This is a genomic window from Bartonella sp. AS69XJJH (assembly GCF_042195585.1).
Taxonomy (GTDB): domain Bacteria; phylum Pseudomonadota; class Alphaproteobacteria; order Rhizobiales; family Rhizobiaceae; genus Bartonella.
In genome coordinates, this window is the sequence record NZ_JBHIOO010000002.1 from 43293 (window position 1) to 69811 (window position 26519).

At 36.3% G+C, this 26519-nt stretch carries 15 protein-coding genes and 1 pseudogene; 3 read left to right on the forward strand and 13 right to left on the reverse strand.

Going from position 1 to position 26519, the window contains the following annotated elements; translation table 11 throughout:
* Window positions 1-761: 761 nt before the first annotated feature.
* The 8 genes from ACFIK6_RS01485 to tatA form a co-directional block, all read right to left on the reverse strand.
* A complete protein-coding gene (locus tag ACFIK6_RS01485; RefSeq protein WP_375641474.1) occupies window positions 762-1148 on the reverse strand; it encodes an Mth938-like domain-containing protein in 387 nt (128 codons plus the stop codon).
* Between the two features lie 449 nt (window positions 1149-1597).
* Entirely contained in the window at window positions 1598-2050 is a 453-nt protein-coding gene (gene yajC / locus ACFIK6_RS01490) for a preprotein translocase subunit YajC (RefSeq protein ID WP_375656762.1), read from the reverse strand.
* Window positions 2051-2745: 695 nt separating this feature from the next.
* Window positions 2746-3927: a peptidoglycan DD-metalloendopeptidase family protein gene (locus ACFIK6_RS01495; protein ID WP_375677287.1), complete on the reverse strand. Its 1182-nt coding sequence runs from the start codon at window positions 3925-3927 to the stop codon at window positions 2746-2748.
* 155 nt (window positions 3928-4082) lie between these two features.
* The gene (locus ACFIK6_RS01500) at window positions 4083-4742 is read right to left on the reverse strand and encodes a protein-L-isoaspartate(D-aspartate) O-methyltransferase (protein ID WP_273791164.1); all 660 of its coding nucleotides are present in this window, start codon (window positions 4740-4742) and stop codon (window positions 4083-4085) included.
* Between the two features lie 133 nt (window positions 4743-4875).
* Window positions 4876-6153: a serine--tRNA ligase gene (gene serS / locus ACFIK6_RS01505; protein ID WP_375641477.1), complete on the reverse strand. Its 1278-nt coding sequence runs from the start codon at window positions 6151-6153 to the stop codon at window positions 4876-4878.
* Between the two features lie 79 nt (window positions 6154-6232).
* On the reverse strand, window positions 6233-7015 hold the full coding sequence (tatC, locus tag ACFIK6_RS01510; RefSeq protein ID WP_375641478.1) for a twin-arginine translocase subunit TatC: 783 nt from the start codon (window positions 7013-7015) through the stop codon (window positions 6233-6235).
* 29 nt (window positions 7016-7044) lie between these two features.
* Window positions 7045-7416 carry a twin-arginine translocase subunit TatB gene (locus tag ACFIK6_RS01515; RefSeq protein WP_375641479.1) on the reverse strand — a complete coding sequence of 124 codons (372 nt, stop codon included), beginning with the start codon at window positions 7414-7416 and terminating at the stop codon, window positions 7045-7047.
* Between the two features lie 56 nt (window positions 7417-7472).
* Window positions 7473-7775, reverse strand: coding sequence for a twin-arginine translocase TatA/TatE family subunit (gene tatA, locus ACFIK6_RS01520; protein WP_375641480.1), 303 nt, complete (start codon window positions 7773-7775; stop codon window positions 7473-7475).
* A gap of 1558 nt (window positions 7776-9333) precedes the next feature.
* On the opposite strand from tatA, the gene ACFIK6_RS01525 reads away from it, so the two are divergent.
* The 3 genes from ACFIK6_RS01525 (at window position 9334) to pgsA (ending at window position 13226) form a co-directional block, all read left to right on the forward strand.
* Window positions 9334-10197 (forward strand): 23S rRNA (adenine(2030)-N(6))-methyltransferase RlmJ, encoded by an 864-nt coding sequence (locus ACFIK6_RS01525; protein WP_375641481.1) that lies wholly within the window; start codon window positions 9334-9336, stop codon window positions 10195-10197.
* Window positions 10198-10592: 395 nt separating this feature from the next.
* The gene (gene uvrC / locus ACFIK6_RS01530) at window positions 10593-12572 is read left to right on the forward strand and encodes an excinuclease ABC subunit UvrC (RefSeq protein ID WP_375641482.1); all 1980 of its coding nucleotides are present in this window, start codon (window positions 10593-10595) and stop codon (window positions 12570-12572) included.
* Window positions 12573-12644: 72 nt separating this feature from the next.
* Window positions 12645-13226 carry a CDP-diacylglycerol--glycerol-3-phosphate 3-phosphatidyltransferase gene (gene pgsA, locus ACFIK6_RS01535; RefSeq protein ID WP_273723320.1) on the forward strand — a complete coding sequence of 194 codons (582 nt, stop codon included), beginning with the start codon at window positions 12645-12647 and terminating at the stop codon, window positions 13224-13226.
* A 323-nt stretch (window positions 13227-13549) separates the two neighbouring features.
* Here the strand turns inward: pgsA and ndk are convergent, their stop codons facing one another.
* From ndk to bafA (ACFIK6_RS01560), 5 genes and pseudogenes are all read right to left on the reverse strand, one after another.
* On the reverse strand, window positions 13550-13972 hold the full coding sequence (ndk, locus tag ACFIK6_RS01540; protein WP_375641483.1) for a nucleoside-diphosphate kinase: 423 nt from the start codon (window positions 13970-13972) through the stop codon (window positions 13550-13552).
* 391 nt (window positions 13973-14363) lie between these two features.
* A complete protein-coding gene (gene bafA, locus ACFIK6_RS01545; RefSeq protein WP_375641484.1) occupies window positions 14364-16934 on the reverse strand; it encodes a BafA family autotransporter in 2571 nt (856 codons plus the stop codon).
* Window positions 16935-17190: 256 nt separating this feature from the next.
* Window positions 17191-17448, reverse strand: a pseudogene (locus tag ACFIK6_RS01550) (Arm DNA-binding domain-containing protein); the annotation flags it as partial.
* 313 nt (window positions 17449-17761) lie between these two features.
* Window positions 17762-20326, reverse strand: coding sequence for a BafA family autotransporter (bafA, locus tag ACFIK6_RS01555; RefSeq protein ID WP_375641485.1), 2565 nt, complete (start codon window positions 20324-20326; stop codon window positions 17762-17764).
* Window positions 20327-20688: 362 nt separating this feature from the next.
* On the reverse strand, window positions 20689-26253 hold the full coding sequence (gene bafA / locus ACFIK6_RS01560) for a BafA family autotransporter (RefSeq protein ID WP_375677288.1): 5565 nt from the start codon (window positions 26251-26253) through the stop codon (window positions 20689-20691).
* Between the last annotated feature and the right edge of the window lie 266 nt (window positions 26254-26519).

Here is a 26519-nt window from a genome sequence, read left to right on the forward strand (position 1 = left end):
TAACTGTATTATGAATTAAAATTTCTTTTCTAGTCACTTTTCCTTTTAGAAAGAAAAAAATTAAATAAATAATTTTTCTGATAAAAATTATCTTATTGGACTAAAGTTTTCATTTGCAGTAAAAAAAGCTAAAAACTAATTGTAACATGCATAGTGAAACTTAGAATAACAAACAACGCAAAGCACTTTTTCACTGAATAGATGACAATGTTATTTTATAAAATGCACTGATCACAAAAACTTCATCAAATCATTGATCTCCTCCCCATCCTAAAGGACAAAGATTTCTACCAACAGCAATTTGTAAAAAATCCAATTTCTCTCGGTGAGTTTCTATTACTATCAACACATTGATTTACAATGATCATTTATTGTTTTATATGTTAAATGAGAATCCCAAATATCGTAGAATGCTTTCATTTCAAACCAATTCCATGTTGAATCAATCAAAACTATTCCCTTGCACGTCACAAGCTGGGCTGGCTTGTAGGTAAAAACTGTATAAGAAAGAATTTAAAATGCCTCTTATGGACTGTCTCAAGTGCCAAGAGTTGATCACTCATGTGATTCATATTAGGAACCACGAGCAAAGCTCTGCTCTAAATACTTGCTGCTGTATTTAAAAACACTTAATGTATTAAGTTATGTATATTCTATACCGCTTATATCACCGCCTTAAACGACGGTACGTTACAGCGCAGAAAAATAATCACACAAGTCTTTCATACTAGAAGAGGGCATTTATTTTATTAAACAATACTCTATTCTACCGCAAATAATAACGCCGCAACAGCGCGATCTTCAGCCAATAAAACATTAAATGTACGCACCGCCGCTCCCGTACTCATTGTATCTGATGAAATATGTTTTTCCCATAAAAGCACCCGTAACTCTTCAGGTAATCGCAATAATTCAATTCCAGTACCTATTAATAAAACTTCGATTTCAGAAGCTTCTTCTAAAATACGAGATATATCCCCTTGAGTGGGAATAGGCCCTGCCATGTCAATGCCATAAATACCTGATGGTACACAAATAATAGAACCTCTATGAGACATATCAGCAAAACGAAACCCACCATTTCCATAAGCATCAATAGGTGCGCGACTTGGGAAATGTGCTTCACGAATTTGAATTGCATCGAACATGAACAAACACCCTTTATTTTCAAATAATCCAATTCTCTTTGCTACTTCTCACCATAAAAATTAAAGTAAGGCTGATACAAACATTGATATGTTAACCATAGCCGCGTATTGAAGTGAAAACTTTTATATAAAACCCTAATCTTCTCATACAACAAATATATGAAAATTTGATAATAAACCGCAATCAAATGCTATACCTGCTTAAATAAATCTATCTTTTAAAAAGTTTTCTCAGCTTATTTACTCACAAATTTCTTTTTATAAAAACAGTGATCTTGTTTTAAAGACAGAAAAAATTGCGTAATATTCTATAAATAAAGCAACTATTTTAATAATCTAAAGAAAACAAAAACTCCATTTTCTGTAGCCACTATAAAAGCCATTTTCCCAATGAAATTGTCTTGATCTTGCCAGCTTTTTATAAAAATGCTTAAAACTGCCACTACACCTTAAGATGCATTTTCCTTTGATATAGCTTTTTTCTCTTCAGAGATACTCATATCTTCTTTCGTTGTCATTTTAGATTTAGACTTTTGTGGTGTTTTTGCTTTAGTATTAAGTTTTGACTTTTTTTCTGCAATCGGCTCACCTTTAACACGCACATCAGCTAATGTTGAGCGAATAACACGAATATTCATACTCTCACCAATTTCAACCTCTAATTCACCACTCTCGTCGTGAACCTTCGTAACCTTGCCGATAATACCACCACCCGTTATAACTGTATCACCACGACGTACTGCATTAAGCATTTCTTGGCGTCTTTTCATTTGGGCACGCTGGGGACGAATGATAAACAAATACATAATTGCAAAAATTAAAATGAATGGGACTGCGCTAGCAAATGAAATTCCACCGGAAACATCGCCTGCAACTTGAGCATAAGCGTTCGTAATAAACATTTTTATCTCCTATAGTTAAACTTCAGGTATTTCCCACTCTATTAAAATAAAATTTCGATTCAGAAAAAAGTCTTAAAGAATTTATCATAAAAAGCAATAACCACATCATCTAATCACGGCTTTACAAAAATACAATAAATCCTTAAGAGACAGAATACCAAAATACAATGAGAAAAATCTTAAAAAATAGATTCACTTTCCCTATTGTATATCCTACAATATAAATCTTTTCACTAACTCAATAAATTATACAAGATAATTTTTCTAATGAAAAAACTTTAATTTATATAGATAATTTATCGTTTTTGATATCGAATGACAGACCTAAATACAGTAAAACGCTCTCATTTTCAAACTCTCCGAATTAATCAAAACGATTTTCTTGCAGGCACACATATGACACACATATGAAATGAGTCTGTAGACAAAAACTTTTTAAAAAAGGCATGAAATATCTTTTTTCATGCTTCTCTCAGATGTAAAAGCAGTTGGAACACTGAAAGCTGACAAATAGTATGATGCTATTGTCTTACACTTTCATAAAAACAAAGATGGTAATATCTAACGCCCCAACGAACTACTCTCCTTAAACCAATGACTTTTTGCTGCAATATTATTGATTTAAGAAAATCAATTGTTTTTCATGAAGTTTCTATAAACTGTAAGACTACTCAAATGTAAAAGTCATCAATAAATTAGTTTTCTAAATATTTAAGGGGATCAACAGGTAATGAATTCTTACGCATCTCAAAATAGACACGTGGCGTTTTAACATTTCCTGAAACACCAGATTTAGCAATCTCATCACCGCGTCTTATCCTTTGTCCCTTGTTAACAACAAGCGTACTGTTACATCCATAAATAGTGATAATATTATTTTCATGTCGAATCATCACAACATTACCAAGCTCTTTTAACCCATCTCCCGCGTAAATAACAACACCATTTTCTGCCGCCTTTACCGAAGACCCTTCAGGCACAGCAATATCTATTCCTCGATTCATTACTGTTCCCTTTTTTTGACCGAACTGGCTTAACAAACGCCCTCGTACTGGCCAACGCATCTTAGAAATTCCTGTGGCTTGCGGAGTCGTCATATTATCTGTATTCGTAACAGTACTTGACAAACTAGTCTCATGATTTAATTGCGTCATCTGTTTAGAAAAATTTTTCTCAGAACTTGATTTGTTCATCTTTGCAGAGGGTTGCGTTGTTACAGGAGCTTTATATATAGGAGAGGACCTCTTGTTTTTTATAGAGGGCATCACTTGAGATTGGGATGCAGATTCTGTTGTTGACACTGTCCAATTGTTATTATTGTGTGCATTTGAGGCCGCTAATGTACGCCTGCTTGGAACAACAAGTACCTGACCGATATAAATGGAATTGCTGTTTATGCCATTTGCTAATTTTAATGCCTCAACACTAACCCCTATTTGTCGTGCAATACTGAGCAGTGTATCTCCACTCTGGACAATATAAGAATTCCGCCGAAAAATAGGAGACTTATCCATTTGTGAACGAGAAAGTGTCCCAAGATTACGTGGAGGGGAGCCCATAACGCGACCATCAGAAGAAGTTATCCTACCTTGATGTGAAAAATTATAGGGAGAATTGTCATCTCCCCACGAATCATCACTTGATTCTACAGGTGGCAATTCAGTGCTTTGTATCATACCACTACCGTATGATAGCATTCGCGGATCTGTAGACATAGTGCTCGATATATTTGATTGAGATGATACCGTACGATGAGAAGACATATTGGAAAAACGCTGTGTACCAGAACTACAACCAGCAACAATAGTTACCACCGCTAAAAAAGTTATTTTCTGAAAATTATGCTGGAAAATATTATCCAAAGCTTTTAGACACATCGTTTTGCTCACTCATCAATAATCAACTCACTCCATTAAAGCTTTTTTAAATTACCGAAGAGTTAAAATGAGATGTTTTATTCATAAATATCTTTACATAAGATCAAAATGAATTTAACGCAGACAATTTGCAGCAATTTCTTAACTTTTAAAAATTAAAGTATCTCCGCAATGCCTTTAATAAAAGGTTGGTAACGCACTTGGAACAGTTCTAAACACTCAAATCGACTACCAATTTTTGTATAGCGCGTCACCGTTTGTACCCCTTCGTCAGGTCCTATCGCCTGAATGAGAATTCCATTTTCAGCTAAAAGTTCTAAAAATTCCTTGGGTTCATCAAAACGTGATGGCCAAATAAGAATACGATCAAATGATCCTAAGCCTGTCACACTATGACTTCCATCAATCTGCCGTATAACAATATTTTCAATGCCTAAAGTTTGAAATTTTTGGCGTGCCAAATCAACCAGCGTTTTATAACGATCAATCGTTGTCACACGGTCACTCAGACATGCCATAAGAGCAGTACAAAAACCAGATCCTGTACCAATTTCTAAGACGCGATGCCTTTTTTTCAACGATAATGCCGAAAGAATTAAGAGTTGTTCTTCCAAACGTTCCATATATTCACCACACTCAAGGGGAATAACTTTATTATCATAAGCACTATTAAACCAAGGAGCAGCAACAAACTGTTGACGCGGAATTTTCTCTAATGCCGAAAAAAATCGCACGTCATCAATGCCTTTGCTACGCATTTTCAGTACAAGAGCGGCTAACTCCTCACGAAATTGTAAAATACCCTTTTGCCCCATAGTATCATTCAATCTCCAATGGAGGTGCACTTTTATCATACTGACAAACTGCTTCTTTTAAAATGGCAAAAACTTGCGTTTGCATATCATCACCTCTTGGCAATAAACGCATATTGTCTCTCCTTTCGTAAAATTAAGCAGTAATACAACGCATGCCTCCCATATAAGGTTGTAAAACATCTGGAACAACAATTGATCCATCAGCCTGCTGATAATTTTCAAGCACGGCAATAAGACAACGTCCAACAGCTGTACCAGAACCATTAAGGCTATGAACAAAATGTAATTTTTTATCGCTTTCTTTACGATAGCGCGCATTCATACGACGACCTTGGAAATCTCCACAAACTGAACAGCTAGAAATTTCACGATAACATTCTTGACCAGGAAGCCAAACCTCGATGTCATAGGTTTTACGCGCTGCAAACCCCATATCACCCGTAGAAAGAACCACTGTGCGAAAAGGCAAACAAAGCCGTTTTAATATATCTTCTGCACATTCCGTCATACGTTCTAATTCAATTAAAGACTGCTCTTCACTGGTAATCGAGACCATTTCAACTTTCCAAAATTGATGCTGACGCAACATACCACGCGTATCACGACCGGCTGCTCCCGCCTCTGAACGAAAACAGGGAGATAAGGCAGAAAATCGCAGTGGTAAATCTGATATTTCAAGAATTTCATCGTTGACCAAATTGGTTAATGGCACTTCTGCTGTAGAAATAAGCCATCGACCATCTGTTGTACGAAAAAGGTCTTCAGCAAATTTCGGCAATTGTGCTGCCCCGTAAACAATCTCATCACGAACAAGAAGAGGTATTGAGACTTCTGTATAACCATGCTCATTCACATGTACATCAAGCATAAATTGGCCTAATGCTCGTTCTAGCCGTGCTAACGCCCCTGAAAGTACTGTAAAACGTGTTCCAGACAAACGACTCGCTCGTTCAAAATTCATCTGCTTGAGATCTTGACCAAGATCAAAATGTTCCTTTGGTGTAAAATTAAATGTTGGAGGTGTACCAAAATGTCGAATGACGACATTATCACTTTCATCTTTACCTTCTGGAACATCATCTAATGGAATATTTGGCAGTGCTGAAAGAATTTTCTCAAGATTCTCCGTCAGCTGTTTTTCTTCCGCTGTTGCAGAGGAAAGAAAGGCTTTAATCTCTTCAACTTCAGCTCTAAAGCGTTCAGCCATTTGCTGATCAGATACCGCTAAAGCCTGTCCTATTTCCTTTGAAACAGCATTGCGACGTTCCTGGGCCAACTGCACCTTAGCAATATGCGACCGACGTGCAAGATCAAGTTGTATTAACCTTTCAGCTTGTGGCTCAAGACCTCTACTTACGAGTGCTTTATCTAATTTCTCAGGATTGTCACGAATCCACTTAATATCAAGCATAAAAATTCCTCATTTATATTTTTTTATTTATGTATATTGTTTTTATTTATTTCTTATCGCATAAGCTTATACACTTTTCTTAAGCGGATTTTCTTCTCTTTTCTATACTGTAAGCAATTAAAATTGAAATCTCGTAAAGTGCTATCGTTGGTAAAGCCACGGCAAACATCGTAAAAAAATCCGACGGCGTTATGATTGCCGCAATAATAAAAGAGAGCAAAATAGCCCATTTTCGTTTAGACACCAAATCATGAGACGTTAAAAATCTAACTTTTGTTAAAAGACTGATTATAAGAGGTAATTGAAAAATCAAACCAAAAATTAGGATAAACGATGTCATAAAGCCCAAATAATCAGAAATACGCACTATAAACTCTATTTTTAAATGAACATCTGGAAGAAATTGTTGAGAAAGGCTAAACCATAGTATTATTGGCGCTAATAGACCATAAACAAACGCTCCCCCAATACAAAATAAAATAGGCCCTCCGATGAGAAATGGTAAAAAAGCCATACGCTCATTTTTATAAAGCCCTGGTGCAATAAAACTATAAAACTGAAAAGCCGTATAGGGAAAAGATAAAATAATTCCCCCAAAAGCAGAAAGCTTCATCTTCGTTAAAAAAGTTTCCCATACTTGCGTTGATTGCAAACGAATACCCTCAGGATTACCCCCTGCTATTTTCATTGCCCACTGATATGGCCATAGTAAAAAATTTAAGATATAATCTTTAACAAGAAAACACATCATAAAAGCGATCATAAATGCAACCAAGGCAGCAATAATTCGCTGACGAAGTTCAATTAAATGTTCTAAAAATGGTACCGTATGGGCATCAACTTCATCTTTCTTAACATTCATGGCACATCTTCTCTATCTTTAGAAGGAATTTATACTGTCGTATCTTTATTGGTTACGTTTTGATCGCATTCCAAAATTTCTTTACCTTTTTCTGATTTATGGTGTGTTGCCTTAATATCTAAATTATCGTGGATATTTTCTAATGTATTTTGAATGGGATCAAAAGTCTCTGTCACCTTCTTGCTTGAATCGCTAATATTCGAACATGTTTTTTGCAAATCATCGAGCTCAATTTGTCTTATTGCATCATCAAATTGATGACGAAGTTCATTTGCCATTAAACACATATGAGCTCTTACCTTTGCTATTGTCTTTAATATTTTAGGTAAATCTTTCGGTCCAACAACAATGATGAGAACAAGTAAGATTACGACAAACTCTGGTCCATCAATCCCAAACATCTCTTAATTCAACTTTCTCATCAAAAAATAATGCACAATGATGATTGCGTTTTTTGTTACTGTTTTTTCGCAACAGATGTTTTTCTTTTTTTAGAAGCAGAAGAAGCCTTTCTGCGCGCTGTTGCATGTTTTACTGATAACGGCTGAGATTGTTGAGATTCTACATCAATTATTCGAGAAGTAGTCGCCATTTCAACTTTGTCCTTAATGCTGTCATCTTCTTCCTTCATATTTTTTTTGAAGGCTTTAATCCCCTTAGCAACATCGCCCATTAATTCAGAAATTTTACCGCGCCCAAAAAGCACAAAAATAAGCAATAAAATTATAATTAAATGCGTTGGTGAAAAAATATTACCCATTACTCTCTCTAACTTTATGCTTTTAAATTTGATTTCATTTATTCATTGCTTCCTCTGAAGAATGTATCAAATATAATATCTTAATTATATATTTTCTTCTTAACTTAAAAGCAATCACACGCTTTTTTATTGCAAAAAAACTTTTTATCCTTTTACCCCTTTTTAGCGTATTATAACATCAACCATTCAAAAATGATAAACCGCTTCATACAAAATTCAAAAGGCTCAAAAACTTTTCTAAAGTAACTTCATCTGATCTCTTAGGTTACTCATCTTCCTAGAAACACTATAGCTCATGTCTTTCCTTTTAAACAATGTTGTACATATCATTATAAACATTTCCTCAAAATTACCCGTTGCTGATAAAGATCATACCATACTGTAAAAAATTTTTATGGTTTCAATTAAAAAAATTCAGAAAGAAAAATCTCTACAAAACTTTCTTAACACATCATCAGTCTCTTCAAAAACTATCATCTTACGTACAACATTTATTCTTTGCGTTGGTAGGAATTTTATCATCCATTATTCCATATACAATAAGAAATATGAGCCATCATCGCATTCAATTAAATATCTGGCGTGTAAAAAAATGGGACCAGCTTGCGCCTTTATCCAGATACCTCCATATAACCAGCTCTCTGAGCCGCTACATGCCCTAACTATTACAAGTCTCTGGATTCTGGGCATGCTTTCTCATAATATCATGTGCTTAACTTATCTCAGTATTGAAAACAGAATGGGCATTAATGAAAAATTACATCCAATAAAAAGCATGGGTATCGAAGCATAATCCATGTAAAAAGAATTTCTTATCCTTGTCTTTTTATAAGATTATCTCATAAAGCCGCTCGATAATACAGTGTTAGAGATAGATAAACCTATGTACTTTAATTAAAAATCCCTCATTTTATTGAGATCGCTTGCAGAGCACATATCACTTTTCAAAAGTTTTATTTTAGCATCATACACAATAACCAAGCCATTTAGCGTGTATATTGTAAAGCTTTGGCTCTGCTTAAACCAATGAGATTCATTCACACTTTTACAAAAATCTATCACTATAATACCAGTACTTTATTGCCCTATCCATAATTTTACGCTCGTTAAAAAACTGATAAATGTAACAATGTTTTTATCAAGCATTTGAAATTCTTTAATCTTTAAACAAGCAAATTTATGAATGAATTTGAAAGATACCCTTCAATTTTTAACAAACTTCACTAATATTCTCGTTAATTGCTTGTCTTTTATCGTTTTCCTGAAAGAATCCGCGATCATAAGAAACTTCTCTTACAACATAACTATCTCTATTGAAATGTTTTCCCTCTTCCTATCTATTTTTCATATAAAAAAATCAAAAATCTTAACGATTAATCTCATAATATAAAAATAGCCCAGTGAATAAATGCTCCTATGCCATTAATATTTTTTCTGTAGTGTATAATTTGGGAGTGAAGGTATTATTTGATTTCTACAAGAGTATTTTTATGGATATCAATTCTAATATTCTATGCTAATAATCCGGTACAGTTATACATATGATAGAGTTTACTCCATGAATTATCGGCATATTTATCATGCTGGCAATTTTGCTGATGTTTTTAAACACATTATTGTCACTCGCATTGTAGAATATCTCAAACGCAAAGAAAAAGCTTTTCGCGTTATAGATACGCATGCTGGAATCGGTATTTATGACCTTTCTTCTCTAGAAGCATATAAAACAGGAGAGTGGCGCGAAGGTGTCCAACGGTTTTTTTCAACTCCTATTCCAGAAGATTTAAGAACTCTCCTTTGTCCATGGTGTGATATCATTGATGCCCTCAATAAAGGGGAAAAAGAAATTGTATTTTATCCTGGATCTCCTGTTCTTATTCGTCAATTATTACGGAAACAAGATCGCCTCACCGCAATAGAATTGCACAATGAAGATTATCATATTTTAGCAAAAAACTTTGCAGGAGATTATCAAACAAAAGTTCTGCATTTAGATGGCTGGCTTTCCTTAAATGCTCATGTACCACCAAAAGAAAAACGTGGGTTTATCCTTGTTGACCCTCCCTTTGAAAAAGCTGGAGAGTTTTCCCGCCTTATTGAGGGATTAACGAAATCCTATCGTCGCTTTTCTGGAGGGATCTACGCTTTATGGTATCCTGTTAAATATGACAAAGAAATTGAAAGTTTTCTTCACGCGCTTTATCAAACCGGAATTCCTAAGATTCTACAGCTTGAAATGCGTATCCGAAAAAGTTCAAATCCACCGACAATGAATGGAAGTGGTATGATTATTATTAACCCTCCCTACCTTTTGGAAGAAGAAATGAAAAAACTCAGCCCCTTTCTTATCAACCGTCTGGGACAAGATGAAAATGCCCAAATAACGCATAAGTGGCTTCAAAAAGAACATCTATTATGTTAGGTTTTTCTCTATATTTTCCTAAATCAAATATCATGTTGTAAGATACAAAGGCATTAAATGATAAAGTTCTTTGATTTTTGGGATAATATCAACATATTATAATGATAAGATGATAACGATCAGCGTGAATTAATTTCTTCCCTTTTAGAAAGTCTATCCTCTTAATCATCATGGATTTCCTATTCCAATCATTTTAATGGATAAATTAGGCACATTCATAAAGCTGTCTTAGAATAACAACTCTCATATTTTTTATGAAAGATCGGCTCTCTAAAATCATACTCTTATGCTATAAGATTATATTTATAAAAAAATTATAAAGACATAAATAATCATTATTTAATAAAAAAGAATATTTCATATATTAAACAAACAACATATTCTTAATAAACGGAATGGTCCTGAGAAATAATACAAATTGTCCGCAAAATGAAGGGGAAAAGCTTTCTTTTCTCTCTAATATTACATGGCATAATGCCAATCAAAGCAATGAGAAAAATCAATTCCAAGGTGTCAAAGTCATACAAGAGTTTGTTAGACACCTTCCGCATAAGCCAGGGGTTTACCGGATGATTGGTGAAAATGGTGATATTCTCTATGTTGGCAAAGCCCGTAATCTCAAAAAACGTGTTTCAAACTATACACGTGAACAAGGACACAATAATCGTATTACCCGCATGATTCGTGCAACATATCATATGGAATTTATCGTTACCCATACAGAAACAGAAGCACTCCTTTTAGAAGCCAATCTCATCAAAAGATTGCATCCACATTTTAATGTATTACTACGTGATGATAAAAGTTTCCCTTATATTATGATTACAGATGATCATCGAGTGCCTGCACTTTACAAACATCGTGGTGCGCGAACACGAAAGGCTCACTATTTTGGTCCTTTTGCTTCTGCTGGTGCAGTGACACAAACAGTTCATGTTTTACAACGCGCCTTTTTATTACGAACCTGTACTGATTCAGTTTTTGAAAATCGTACACGCCCCTGTTTGCTTTATCAAATTAAGCGATGTTCTGCACCTTGTACCCATGAAATTAGTGACAGTGATTATAAAGAACTGGTGAATGGAGCAAAAGCGTTCCTTTCGGGAAAAGATCAATCTATTAAAAGCGATATGGTTCAAGCTATGCATAAAGCCGCAGAAAATCTTGATTTTGAACAAGCAGCTTCCTATCGTGACCGCTTATCAGCCCTTTCTCATATACAAAGCCATCAAGGTATTAATCCTCAAACGATAAAAGAAGCGGATGTATTTGCAATTGCGCAAAAAGAAGGAATAACCTGTATTCAAGTGTTCTTTTTTCGCATGGGGCAAAATTGGGGAAATCGTGCCTATTTTCCTAAAGCAGATTCCTCTTTTTCCCGCACTGAAATTTTAGCGAGTTTTCTTGCCCAATTTTATGATGATAAACCACTTCCCAAAAGCATCCTTTTATCTGAAGAAATTGAAGAAAAGACACTTCTTATAGAAGCGTTGAGTCTCAAAGCAAATCACAAAGTGTCCCTCTCTTTACCCAAACAAGGTGAACGGAAAACTCTTGTTAATCATGCCTATCTCAATGCTCATGAAGCGCTTGAACATAAGCTTTCTGAAACAGCCACCTATACAAAATTGCTTCAAGGTCTTGCTAAAACATTCACACTACCTTTTCCTCCACGCCGGATAGAAGTCTATGACAATTCTCATATCATGGGAACAAATGCTGTAGGAGCTATGATTGTTGCTGGTCAAATGGGATTTGTTAAAAATCAATATCGCAAATTCAATATTCGCTCAACAGATATCACGCCTGGCGATGATTTTGGCATGATGAAAGAAGTAATTAAACGAAGATTTTCACGCCTTATCAAAGAGCATGATCTACCAAATAGAAGTCATGACGTAAAAGATGATGATCTTTTTCCCATTTGGCCTGATCTTATCTTAATCGATGGTGGTGAAGGACAAATCAACAGCGTACATGCAATACTTGCTGAATTACAATTAAATGACCTTTTCACGGTTGTTGGAATCGCCAAAGGTGTTGACCGTCATGCGGGACGTGAACGATTTTTTATAAAAGGTATCCCCTCCTTTACACTTCCTCCACGTGATCCTATCCTCTATTTTTTGCAACGTCTGCGTGATGAAGCACACCGTTTTGCGATTGGAGCTCATAGGATAAAACGAAAAAAAGCAACATTCACAAACCCACTTGATGAAATCGAAAATATTGGTCCGACGAGAAAGCGTGCGTTGCTTCATCATTTTGGAAGTGCCAAAGCTGTTGCTAGTGCCTCACTTGAAGATTTAAAAAAAGTTACGGGAATCTCTATGACAATTGCACAAAAAATTCATAACCATTTTCATGAAAAATAGGCTTGTTTCATAACCTTCGCCTTGTTACGTTTAGGAAATATATTCTCTTTCACAAGAATTAAAAATGGCTCCATGAAAAATCATACTTTTTCTTTTCCAAATATTTTGACTTATGCACGAATTGTTGCCGTTCCAATGGTTGTTGCATGCTTTTTTTTAGAAGGGCGACTACAATCAAGTGATATCACTCGCTGGATTGCTGTTTCCATTTTTATCGTTGCATCCATTACTGACTTTCTTGATGGTTACCTTGCTCGTATTTGGGAACAAACATCCAATATTGGTCGCATGTTAGATCCAATTGCCGATAAACTTCTCGTCTCTGCTTGTTTGCTCTTGCTTGCCGCAGACAGTACTATCGCTGGGTGGACACTATGGGCAGCTATTATCATTCTTTGCAGAGAAATTCTTGTATCAGGATTACGTGAATATTTGGCTGAGTTAAAAGTGAGTGTTCCTGTCTCTCGTCTTGCAAAATGGAAAACTTTTGTACAGATGATCGCTATTGTATTTCTTTTAGCTGGACCAGCCGGTAATAAAATTTTCCCTTACACAGTAGAGTTTGGCATTACTATGCTGTGGATTTCTGCCCTCCTTACATTGTGGACAGGATGGGATTATTTTCGTGCAGGTTTAAAACACGTTATCCTATGAAGAGTATGGAAATTTATAATGATTATTTATCTTTTTGCACTTAAATAAGAGATGAGAATAGCATAAGATTGGTTGAGTTTAAATCTATTAATGATAAATTAATAAAGTTCTTTTTTGCACATTACAAGTAAGGGTGGAGTGTAGATAAAAACTCTTAAAAAATTGATATTCTCACAAAAGAAGTTGCAATATTAAAAGCTAAAAAAAAACGATTAACGCTCCCTATGCTTCCCCAAAAGTCTATAATCTTATAAGCAAAAAACCGAAATATTGTGTTTCGGTTTTTTGCTTTCTATATACGCTTTATTATTATAAAAGCTTTATTAACCAACAATTTCTACCTCAGAAAACCAAAAGGCGATTTCTGTTTTTGCCGTGTCAGCACTATCGGATCCATGGACAGAATTTTCGCCAATCGATAAAGCATGAACCTTACGAATTGTCCCTTCTTCTGCATCACTAGGATTCGTCGCCCCCATTACTTCACGGTTTTTAGCTATTGCATTTTCGCCTTCCAAAACTTGTACAACGGTTGGACCAGAAGACATGAATTCAACCAATTCACTAAAAAAAGGACGTTCTTTATGAACAGCATAAAAATTTTCAGCCTCACGTTTGCTCATCCAGACACGTTTAGATGCAATGACACGCAGCCCCGTATCCTCAAGCATTTTAGTAATTGCGCCAGTCAAATTACGACGGGTTGCATCTGGTTTAATCATCGAAAAAGTACGCTCTAAAGCCATTTAACCACCTTTATTTCATTTATAATATTCTCTAGCCATTTCTATAGCGAGCAAGGAGCTCTTTGCCAAGTGACTCTGCAAAAATCTACACAAATTCTCAAAAATATAGAATGAATTATAAAGAAAACTTTAACAGAAATACCTGTAATTGCTTATCCCATCATAAAGATGTGCTACCGACTCTCAATAAATATTGAACCTTCTTACATAATCTTAAATGCCTCTCATCAAATTTATCATTGAAGCAATAAAACGTCATAAGAAAATCCTAACTGCAAAATATATACCTTTTGAAAGCCTTCTTCTTTAAAGAGGACGAACCTAGACACTTCGTTCTAGGTTTGAAAATCCTTCTACACACATTGAGATCAATCAAAAAATAACCATATAATTAAAAACTATAGCGTACACCTAAAATACCCTGAAGGGACTGTTTTGTTTTACGTCCTTTAATATAATGTGCCTCACCATATAACTTTAACTTCTCACTCACCAAACTGCTCAAACCTACTCCTAACTTACCTGCATTCCCCGATAAGTCTGTGGTAAATGAATGCCGTTGATTAATCAATGTATGGTTGTCATCTTTATTCTCACGCAACCATGCTGCTGTAATATACGCAACTGATGAGGAATCCATGCGAGATCCAAATTCATATCCCAAAGACAAGCCAACTTCACTGCGTAATGAAGTGAATGGACGCATGTCACCCATCATGTCATTCGATAATTTGATTTCTTTACCCTCAACTTGCAACCATGTAAATTGTCCATAAGGCTGCAACCAACTGCTCTTTGACGTCTGAACTCGATAACCTGCTTCAAAGGAAGTGCCCACCGCCCATTGCCTATAACTTCCTTCAATTGCTAAACCATTCGTTGAAACTGCCTTTAGAGTATTTTGATAATGATTATATTTTAAAATACCATCTAAATACCATCCACTATGATCCAAATAAGTGACATAAGCGCCAATACCATAAGTATTGATACCACTCATACCACCCCGTGCATGCGCAATGCGTGCGCGGTCATAACTACCAAAACCACCTATATAAAACTCTCCATTTTCCCACTCGCTTACACTATTGATCCCTAAAACAATACCTGTCTGATCCAACTTAAAATCTATATGCTCTGTAGCAATACTCTCTTTAGACTTGATCGCATAGGTCCATAAAGCTGCATTCTTTTTACTTTTATCTAGAATTCCTCTGCCCGCACGCACGGTTTGCATTTCATTGTGAAACACCATCGCTGGAGCAACAGACATAGACAATACCGCATCTGTAGAAGGCGTTGTTAAAAACTGAGAAACTGAAAATGTCTCTCTCAATTGTGGAGAAGGTGGTCCTTTATGGACTGGACGCAAAATCATTTGATCGGCTAAAGATTGAGAAGATTCTGAAACAGCAGTTTGTTGTTTTCTATCAGAAAGAGGATGAAGACCTGATGGAGGTAACGCTACAAGAGTTTGATTTTCTTGAGAGGGAGATACAGAAACACTAGAGACATTCTGTACCCCTCTTAAATGACGTGGAGGTCGTGGTTTAGCTGGTTGTTTTGTAGTAGGTTTACGAGAGCCTGTATTTTTTCCTCTAGAAGAAGCGCCTTGATCAGATAATGCAAGAGGAACCTTCGTTTTCTTGTTTACACACTGTGTTTCAGTGTTCGAACGTGTCGTACCTTCAGAGGCTCTTCCTAAATACCAAATTGTAGCACTACCACTAGAATCAGCACATCTATCTCTTTTCAGCAATTGATATTGATAGGCTCCACCATCAAAAGCTGTAATGTCCTTACCCGAAAAATCTGCCAGAGTAAAATTAGCGCCTCCATTGTGGCTTCTATCAGTAATTAAATTAATCCCTGTGACCAAACTATTCTTTTGTGAGAGAAGACCTGTAATTTCACGACCAGAATCTGCAACGCTTATTTTGTGATTACCTGCGCCCTCATCAATCGACAAGTAATCACTCGAATCCCCCATAGCACTAATATTAAATCGAAAATGTAAATTCCCTGAAAGTTTCTCAACATGAAGTGAAATATGTCGTGGATCATACGGGATAGAAGTAAAAATAACAGTCCCATCTTGCCCCCCTAAATCTTCAATTTCAATCTGAGGTTTTTCTCCTATATTTCGTTCACCAACCTCAAATATTGTTTCTTCAGCTCTTCTTTCTATAGGAATTTTTTTCTTAGTCGTATGATTTGTCCTATCACCAGCAAATAAATAAAGTTCTCCGTGATCATTGACCCTTACTTCTCCAAGGACATCTTGTATCCTAACATGGAGCCACGATTTAGCAGAGCTGTTAATAGTCAGACCATCCACAAACCCTTGAGGGTATACGACTTGAATAGCGTGATCTTTCAAAGTAGTAGCATAAGATTCTCCTAACGCTAAGACGTGCTGTCTCCCATTTCCAGAGACCTCAGCATATATTGATTTCCCCCCCTCTTTTCTTTCTCCCGAGTAAAGATTTTGTTCTCCGTTATTTCCCACTTTCGTATTCCAAACCCACGCTCCATCATACACATTCTGCTGTCCCACTGCCCCTCCACCACCAGAAACTGTGGAATTATATGCACTACTTTTTCTCTCCTCGCTTGTAAGATCAAGACCTTTTTCTTCATGAATAAACTGCTTACCACCAAGGATTTTAGCATCTATAGCATTTCCTCCGCGTGTAACTATTTGCATCCCTCCTTTTTCAATAGTGGAACCTACAGAAGTTGCTCCATTTTCAACAATCTCAACACTGCCATCTCCAATTTTACTCTTACTACTGGGAAAATTATTTGTAATGAGTGCTGATCCTTTTGGTATCTCTGCTCCACTTCCTACATGTTCTACTATTGTTAACTCTCCATTCCTGCTTTCAACTGCACTTGCAACTTGTACAAGACCACTGCTGATCATCAATACTGAGAAACTTAACTTATGTTTATACTGCATTATCGACACTCCACTCTCAATTATTCAGAAAAATATCCCACGGCTACGTAGGTAACTCGCCCTAGATTGTATCGTAATGTGTTTTATTTATGTTTAAAAACACTTTTAAAGTGTATTTTTTAACATAAACAACTTTAAGTTGTTTCTTTATGAGCAGTTAGAAAGTTCTAACTTAAGGCAGAAAATATGAATAAAATTCAAATTGTTAACTTGAGTTCAAGGAACAATTTGCAATATTTGAAGTTAGATGAAAAAAATGCTCGTGCCTAACGAGATCACGTCCTTCACGGAACACAGAACGCCATTGGGTTGTACATTCACGCGCTTGTTTTAAAGAGACACCTCTCAACGCACCCAAACCTATTTTGCGACGTCATCCATGAATGGGTATACCGGTAAAGCCATTGAGCCCCCAATCTTTACGCTTATGAAGAAGCGAGCCGATATCATCATACACTTTGTCATCCCAATGTTGTGACAGCCCTTGACACTAGAGACGATTCATAAGAGACATTTTTACTCCTTTCTCGTATAGTTTTTATCTACACGTTCATCCTGCTTGTGATGTGCCAAGTAATAATTTTGATTGATTCAACATAAACAGATTTGGAATAAGAGAATCCTATGATACTCGGGACTCTCATTCAACATGCATAGAAATGAATTATTATTATAAATTCAGTATGTTGCCTTCAAAGGCGAGTATAAAGATATCCTTACTGTTTGAGAAGATCTCTACACTCTCGAGAAGACAAAATCGAGCGTTATCTGTTTAATCTTGCAAAGCAATTACATTTGTAAAATTAATCAGCCGTGCACATACATATTTAGAAACTATAGCGTAATCCTAAAATACCTTGAAGAGCATTCTTAATCTTATGTCCTTTTAGATAATGTGCTTCCGCATAAAGTGTTAGTTTATCATTGACCGTACCGTTTAAACCAATTCCCAATTTACCCGCACTGCCTGATAAATCTGTAATAAATTTATACTGGTTATTAATTGTCGTATAATTATTATTTATATTCTCACGCAACCAAGCTGCCATAATGTAAGCTGTTAATGAAGTTTCTGAATTCACAAAAAATTCATGCCCTGCAGTTAATCCAACTTCACTGCGGAATGAAGTTAATGGGCTTAGATCACCTATCATTCCATTGGAAAGTTTTATTTTTTTACCTTCAACCTGCAAACCTGTTAGCTTGATATAAGGCTGCATCCAAGTATTCTGTGCCGGTTCAAAATAACAACCAATCTCAAATGATCCACCTATCGCCCACTGATTGTAATGACTTTGAATAGCTAAATTATTCGTTGAGATGGCTTTCAAATTATCTCGGTAATAATTATATTTCAAAACACCATCCATATACCATCCACGATGATCAAAATAAGTTGCGTAAGTTCCAATACTATAGGAGCTCAAATCGCTGTCACCACCTCGTGCATGAGAAATACGTGCTTGATCATAACTACCGAAACCACCGACATACAACTCTCCATGCCTTAATTCATTCAACTGATCAGCACCAAAGACTAAACCTGTTTGCCCAAGCTTAAAGTGTGTATGGCCTGTCGCAACACGTTCTCTGCTCTTAATCCCATAAGTCCATAGTTCGATATCTTTCTTATTTCTGTCCCAAATTTTTCTACCATTCCGTACAATTTGCAACTCATTGTTAAAAATAAGTCCAGGAACTACGGACAATGTTAACACTGCATCTGTAGAGGGGGTTGTTGATGTTTCACCAGGGAAAAAAGGATTTGTCGGATCTGGAATAGAGGTTTCTGGTCCACTGAGACGATCTGCCGATAAAAACCAAACTTTTCCATTTTCATCCTTTCTTTCTTTCAAATCATACATATAAGTTCCACCATCAATGGCGTTAATTTTGTCACCCTTAAGATCTGTTAGTGTAAAATGCGCTCCACCACTTTTATCCGTAATTAAATCACGCTTATTTGAAAAAGGATCCGTGATTTCAACTCCAGAATCAGCAACACTTATTGTATGTCTTCCAGAGCCTTTCTCAACCAAGAGATAATCACCACGATTATGGGCAATCGTCGTATTGAACGCGAAATGTAAATTTCCTGAAAGATTATTCACATGAAGCTGAGAATAATATGGATCAGAACCTGTAAACGAAAAAATAACACTCCCTTCACCACTTAATTTTTGTATCAAAGAACTTTTTCCATCAAACTCATCAGTAATAGAGTACAGTTTTGTATCTTTTCCATTTAAAATAATATCTTCTACTGTGGTACGATGTTGATCATTCCCAGCATAAAGATGAATCTGCCCAGAATGGTTTACCTGTGTCTTGCCTTCTAATGTTGCTCCAGCATGCACCCATGATTTTGTTTGATCATTCATTGTTAGATTTTTTACAGATCCATCAGTATATATTTCCTGAATAGCACTCTCATTTAAAGTGACTCCAATAGCCTGACCGCCTTTTAAGATACGTTGTTTACCACCACCAAAAACTTCTGTGTCAAATGCAAAACCACCATTTTTTGCACTTTGAGACTTTTTGCCAACCTCTTGGACACCCCCTCGCATAACTTTCGTATTCCAAACTTTTCCGCCATCATATACTTTTTGGTGGCCTAGAGTTTCATCTTGACCATAAATGACAGTATGAGAAGCACTACTCCCTTTAACCTCTCCTCCAATATCCCCCTCGCCGAAAACAAGCTGCTCGCCACCATAAATTTTAGTCCCCTCTACTTTTCCTCCATTTCCAACACTTTGGTGCCCGCCTTCTTCAACAACAGCATTTTTCGAAAAACCTTGTTTCCCCTTTAAAGCCTGAACATTTTCAATTCCACCATGTTCAATTTTACTATTCTCACTGAGCCCTCCTGCATACACATAAAGCTCTGCACCATTCCTTACTGTGTTATTAATGGATCGCCCTGGACTATCACTCTCACCATCATTTGAAATGTATGCTTTACCTTCATTATCAAGGACATAATTTTCTAACATTGCCCCATCTTTAATAAAGATAAGTTCAGGTTTTTTAAGAAACGCAATATTTTGTTGTTGTGCATTATATCCAACATTGTCACGATGACTGCTGTCAAGCTCTTGTTGAATCGCAAACACTCTAACGCCCTTATCCTCAACAAAATCGCTAGGCTTTTTTAAAAAGTCTAATTCATTGCGCGTTCTTATCATGGCATCATTAGAGGCTCCAAGTATGCATCTACCTGTTTTCATATCCTCATTGTATTGATCTTGAAATACTTTATCATTTTCATAACTTGAAGATTGACAAAAAAGTGCTGTATCACCCTCATTTGCAGCAGCAGCTTGCACAAAACAGCTGCTCAACATGAGTATCCAACAATGTCGTTTCCATTTATATTGTAGAGCCATATCCTCCCCCCTTCACGCCTGCATAGACACTAAACGTAATTAGCTCTACAAAACATATTTTCAACCTTAGATTGTAAACAATCCTTCTTAAAAATCCTCCTTATCTCGTAAAAAACTGTTCTTTACAGTTTTTTTAATACTTTTTTGATCAAGAATATAAGGGCGTTTTTATAGTGCTTCTTTAGCATTTTCTCGGAGTTTTCTTATCAAAGAAAAAAGCAATGCATAATAAAGTATATAAGGGTATACAGCTTATCATGAAAAGCGTACCTGCATGCTCTGAAAAATTGTTCTATGAGCTTTCATTAAAGACCTTTAAAAACAATCATACATTTAAAGATAACTAAAAAATAACCATATAATTAAAAACTATAGCGTACACCTAAAATACCCTGAAGGGACTGTTTTGTTTTACGTCCTTTAATATAATGTGCCTCACCATATAACTTTAACTTCTCACTCACCAAACTGCTCAAACCTACTCCTAACTTACCTGCATTCCCCGATAAGTCTGTGGTAAATGAATGCCGTTGATTAATCAATGTATGGTTGTCATCTTTATTCTCACGCAACCATGCTGCTGTAATATACGCAAGTGATGAGGAAGCCATGTGAGAACCAAATTCATATCCCAAAGACATGCCAACCTCACTGCGTAATGAAGTGAATGGACGCATGTCACCTGTCATGTCATTCGATAACTTGATTTTTTTACCCTCAACTTGCAACCATGTAAATTGTCCATAAGGCTGCAACCAACTGCTCTTTGACGTCTTAAGTCGATAACCTGCTTCAAAGGAGGTGCCCACCGCCCATTGCCTATAACTTCCTTCAATCCCTAAACCATTCGTTGAAACTGCCTTTAGAGTATTCTGATAATGATTGTATTTTAAAATACCATCGAGATACCATCCACTATAATCCAAATAAGTGACATAAGCGCCAATGCCATAAGTATTGATACCGCTCATACCACCCCGTGCATGCGCAATGCGTGCGCGGTCATAACTACCAAAACCACCTATATAAAACTCTCCATTTTCCCACTCGCTTACACTATTGATCCCTAAAACAATACCTGTCTGATCCAACTTAAAATCTATATGCTCTGTAGCAATACTCTCTTTAGACTTGATCGCATAGGTCCATAAAGCTGCATTCTTTTTACTTTTATCTAGAATTCCTCTGCCCGCACGCACGGTTTGCATTTCATTGTGAAACACCATCGCTGGAGCAACAGACATAGACAATACCGCATCTGTAGAAGGCGTTGTTAAAAACTGAGAAACTGAAAGTGCCTCTCTCAATTGTGGAGAAGGTTGTTCTGTATCAACTGAACGCAAAATCATTTGATCGGCTAAAGATTGAGAAGATTCTGAAACAGCAGTTTGTTGTTTTCTATCTGAAAAATGAAGAGAACTTTCTGGATATGCCCCTTCAATAACTTGACTTCCAAGAGTTGAAACAGTCAGAGATACAGAAGCTGGAGATTTTTGCCTTAATTTTTGGCGGTTTTTTCTTCGATGTGGCAATTTAATAGCATGCTCTTGTGATGCTGCAATCGTTGAAAGAAAAGAAACCTGTTGATTTTGATTTAAATGCCGCGCAGACCTGCTCCTACTACGTGGCAAACTATTGAGAAATGAAACATTATCAATAAATACTGCAGATAAATACCAAACCTTTTCACCCTCAGCCTCATCAATTCTCTGTTTTAAACCATACGTATAGGTTCCGCCATCAATGGTTTTAATATTTGCACCAGAAAAGTTTCTCAGAGTAAAATGTGCTCCTCCACTTTGATCAACAATTAAATCAAGTTCTGTTGAAGAAGGATCAACAATTTCAATACCGGAATCTAAAATACTTATTGTGTGAAAACCACGGCCATTCTTGATAAAGAGATAATCACCCTCTCCTTCTGCAAGGCTGACATTAAAATCGAAATGTAGACTCCCAAAAAGATTATCAATATAAAGCTTAGAGTAATGTAAATCGGATTCTGTAGAAGTAAAAATAATATTTCCCACACCGCTTAGCTTCTTGATATAGGTTTCTGTATTTCCGTATCCAGTAGAAATAGAGTATAATTTAGCGTTTTCTCCCTCTAAATTAATATCGTCTACTGTTGTCTGATAATTGTTATATTCAGTATAAAAACTATTATTTCCAGCATAAAGATGGACTTGCCCCAAATCATGAATCTTTATTTTTCCTTCCAACATCGCACCAGCAAAAACCCATGAATTGGCTCCTTCTTTAATTGTTAGATTTTTTACAATGCTACCGACATGAACTTCTTGGGCAGCATGGCGGTGTAAAGTCACAATATCCGCCTCTCCCCCTGTTAATACCCGCTGTACCCCACCCGCGAAAACCTCAGTATTCACGGCTAATCCACCACTCTTTTGTATAAAATCATCATCATCTGCGAACCATCTAGCAAGAGTTTGTATTCCTCCACTCATCACTTTTGTCCCCATAGCCATCCCACCATCATATACACTCTGCTGTCCCGGCGTGTCACCTTGACCATAAAGTGTCGTGTTATAAGCGCTGCTCCCCACAATTCCACCATTTACATAACCATCTCCGAAAACAAGCTGCTCCCCACCATAAATTTCAGCTCTCAATGCAGATCCTCCTCCCTCCACTCTTTGTTTTCCACCCTCGTAAATAATCGTAAGTTCTGAGATCCCCTGTTCCCCTACAATCTCTGAACCACCATTTTCAATTGTTGTATTCTTACTAAAACCACCAGTCTCAACATAGAGTGTTGCAGTTTCTGGAACTGTATTATTAATGGATAATTTAAAATCATCCATTTCTCCATCACCAGCAATATAAACTATGCTATTGTCACCGAGTATGGAGTTTTGCAAAATTTTTTCACCTGTAGCAGTAATGAAATCCTCTGCATAAAAACTGAAATCACCTGTATCAAAATTGGCTATAGAATCTTCCGAAGGAGAACTATACTTTTCTTGCTCAAAAGATTTATCTATAGGCAACTCCGTATGAGATGGAGGAAAGATAGGAGTAGAAATTTTTTCCGATGTAGATGGTGTCGATAAAGACCAAATCTTTCCACCGTTATGATTTCTTTTCTTGAGAGCGTACATGTAGACTCCATTATCAACAGTAGCTATCTCCTCACCCAAAAAATCTATCAGAGTAAAATGCGCATTTCCGCTTTGATCATGAATTAAATCAAGCTCCAAAACTAAGTTCTGATTTTGTAGAAGAGAATTGGTCATTTCAACACCAGAATCGATAACGCTTATAGTGTGATGACCTGCTCCTTTTTTTATAAGAAGATAATCACCGCGCTGTTCTGCAAAATTAGTATTAAACCTAAAATGTAAATTACCTGAAAGATTACCGACCTCAAGTTTAGAGTAATGTGGATTAAACACGGTAGAAGTAAAAATAACGCGTCCATTCCCGCTTAAATCCTCAATCAAAGAGCTTTCACCATCCATCCTGGAAGCAATAGAGTATAATGTGGTATCTTTGCCATTTAAAACAATTTTTTCTACTTCAGTACGAGATCGCTCAGCACCAGCATAAAGATAAATTCGTCCAGAATCATGAATCATGGTGTTTCCTTCTAATGTTGCACCAGAATGTAACCACGATTGTGCTTGATCCTTCATCGTTAAATCTTTTACATAGCCCCCTAAATCTATTGCTTGGAAAGCATTTCCTTGTAAGAGAACACCAATCGCGATTCCTCCCGCTAAAACGTGTTGTTCTCCACCAGAAAAGATCTTCGTATCAAATGCAAAACTGCTATAATGGTCTAGATCTTCTTCCACAAAAAGATTTTGTCCCCCCCCTTCCATGATCTTTGTGCTAAAAACCTCTCCATCATCATACACATTCTGGTATCCTAGCACTCCATTTTTACCAGAAACGACAGTGTCATAAGCGCTACTCCTTACCATCTCACCTTTGATATCAGACTTTCCTGAAACAAACTGCTCACCACCGTAAATTTTAGCCCCTTCAGCTTTCCCCCCATCTTCAACCTTTTGCTTTCCCCCTCTCTTAACTGTGCTATCCTGTGAAAGACCCTGCGTTCTGATAAGCTCAGTACCGCCTCTTTGAATTGTCGTATACAAACTAAAACCACCGTTATAAATGGAGAGCTTTCCACCATCTTTAACTATATTACTAATTGAAGTTTCTCCATTGCTATCAACTTTCTCACTGTTACTATTGAAGCTAGGATCAGCAATCGTAACAATCATTCCCTTTTCAATTGTGCGTTCTGTGAGATCATTTGATAATGAAGCCATAGCAGATGGTTGCAAGCTAAAATCAGAAAATAAAGAGGTATTTGTCTCATCAAGGGCATAATTCGCATCTAAATACCAAATTTTACCATTGCTCTCATTTTTTCTCTGTTTCAAACTGTACATGTAGGTTCCGGCATCAATAGCTCTGATTTTTTCACCAAAAGTGTTTGTTAGAGTAAAATGAGCGTTTCCACTATGATCGGAAATTAATTTAAGCTTTTTGTGGGAAGGGGCTGTAACCTCACCTCCAGAATCAATAATACTGACTGTATGATAACCTGAATCACTTTCTTTAATGACAAGATAATCACTAAGATGCTTGGCGAAGTTTACATTAAAATCAAAATGTAAAGAACCTGATAGATCATCAATATTAAGCTTAGAGTAATGCTTATCAGCTCCAGAAGACGTAAAAATAACCCTGCCACTTCCAGTTACATTCTGGATATTAACCTGAGATTTTTTGCCATTATCTTCAACAGCAATAATGTATAGCTTGGCATCTTCTCCATTTAAAATAAGCTTTTCTACTTCCGTAACCGCTTCACCATTCCCAGCATAAAGATAGAGGGTGCCAAAATCATTAACATTTGTATCCTTATCTAATATTGCACCAGCAAAAACCCATGATTGTGCTTGATGATTAATTGTTAGATTATCCGCGTATCCAGAATCATATATCTTCTGAGTAGCTCTATCATATAAAGTAACTTCGCTTGCATTCCCTCCTGCTAAGATATTCTGCGCACCATTTTTAAAAAGTTCGGTACTAAGTGCAAAAGCCCCCTCATTGATTGTAAAATCCTCATTTTCTATACCAGCTGTATCAGTGTCTCCTAAGAATCCATTATTAAAATTCTCTTTACCATCAAGATTCTGGATACCTCCTTTCATAACCTTTGTGTCAATAGCCATCCCCCCACTATAGACACTTTGTATTCCTAGCATTCCATCTTCAGCATAAATTTCGGTGTTATAAGCACTACTTTCTTTATCTTTACGTGACAAACCATCTCCCAAGATTCCCTTACCAAAAATAATCTGATCACCACCATAAATTTTAGTACCTTCTGAATTTGCACCACTCTCAACAATTTGTTTACCACCTTTTTTAACAGTGGCATATTCTGAAATGCTCAGGTTTTGTACAAACTCAATCCCACCACTCTCAATTGTCGTATCCCTGCTAACACTTGCTGCATCAATATAGAGTTTTCCACCTTCTTGAACCGTATTATTGATGGAATAGCCTGCATCTTCATAATTAAAGCTATTTACTTCAGAATCTTCAGAGTCACGGTTTGTAATATAGACAGTAGCACCATCACTTATTATTGAATTTGTGAGTACTTCAAAGAATAGGTTTTCTAATCTCTTCCTTTCCTCTTCTGAAAACGTCCTTCCTTCTACTATCTGTTTATTCTCTATCCTTTTTGATCCCCCCTTTTTTTCTTTTAATCCCCTCACTTCCGATAACAACTTTCTTGTCTCTTCTAGATGTTCACTGATACTTACTGGAATGAATAACTTTTCTCTTGGTATCGCCCCTCCATCTGCACTCGCAATCTTGATAAAAAAACCACTGGTCATTAATGCATAAAAACTTAATTTAAATTTGCGCTGCATTATTCGCACTCCATAATTTCAAATTTAAATTTCCCCATTTAGAAAAAAGTGCATAGACCAAAACAACATAATGTAATTGCTCAACCTCATGTCTTTTAAGATAACAAAGCATTCGATGGATTAAGCTCTGACAGATCAAATATACACCATGTGTTTTAAAATCCATACGCAACTAAAAGATTTAATTTGCTTTAGATACACTTTAAAAGTGTTGTAATTACATCCATGAAAAATTTTTTAATCTTTTGAGACACTAAACACTGATC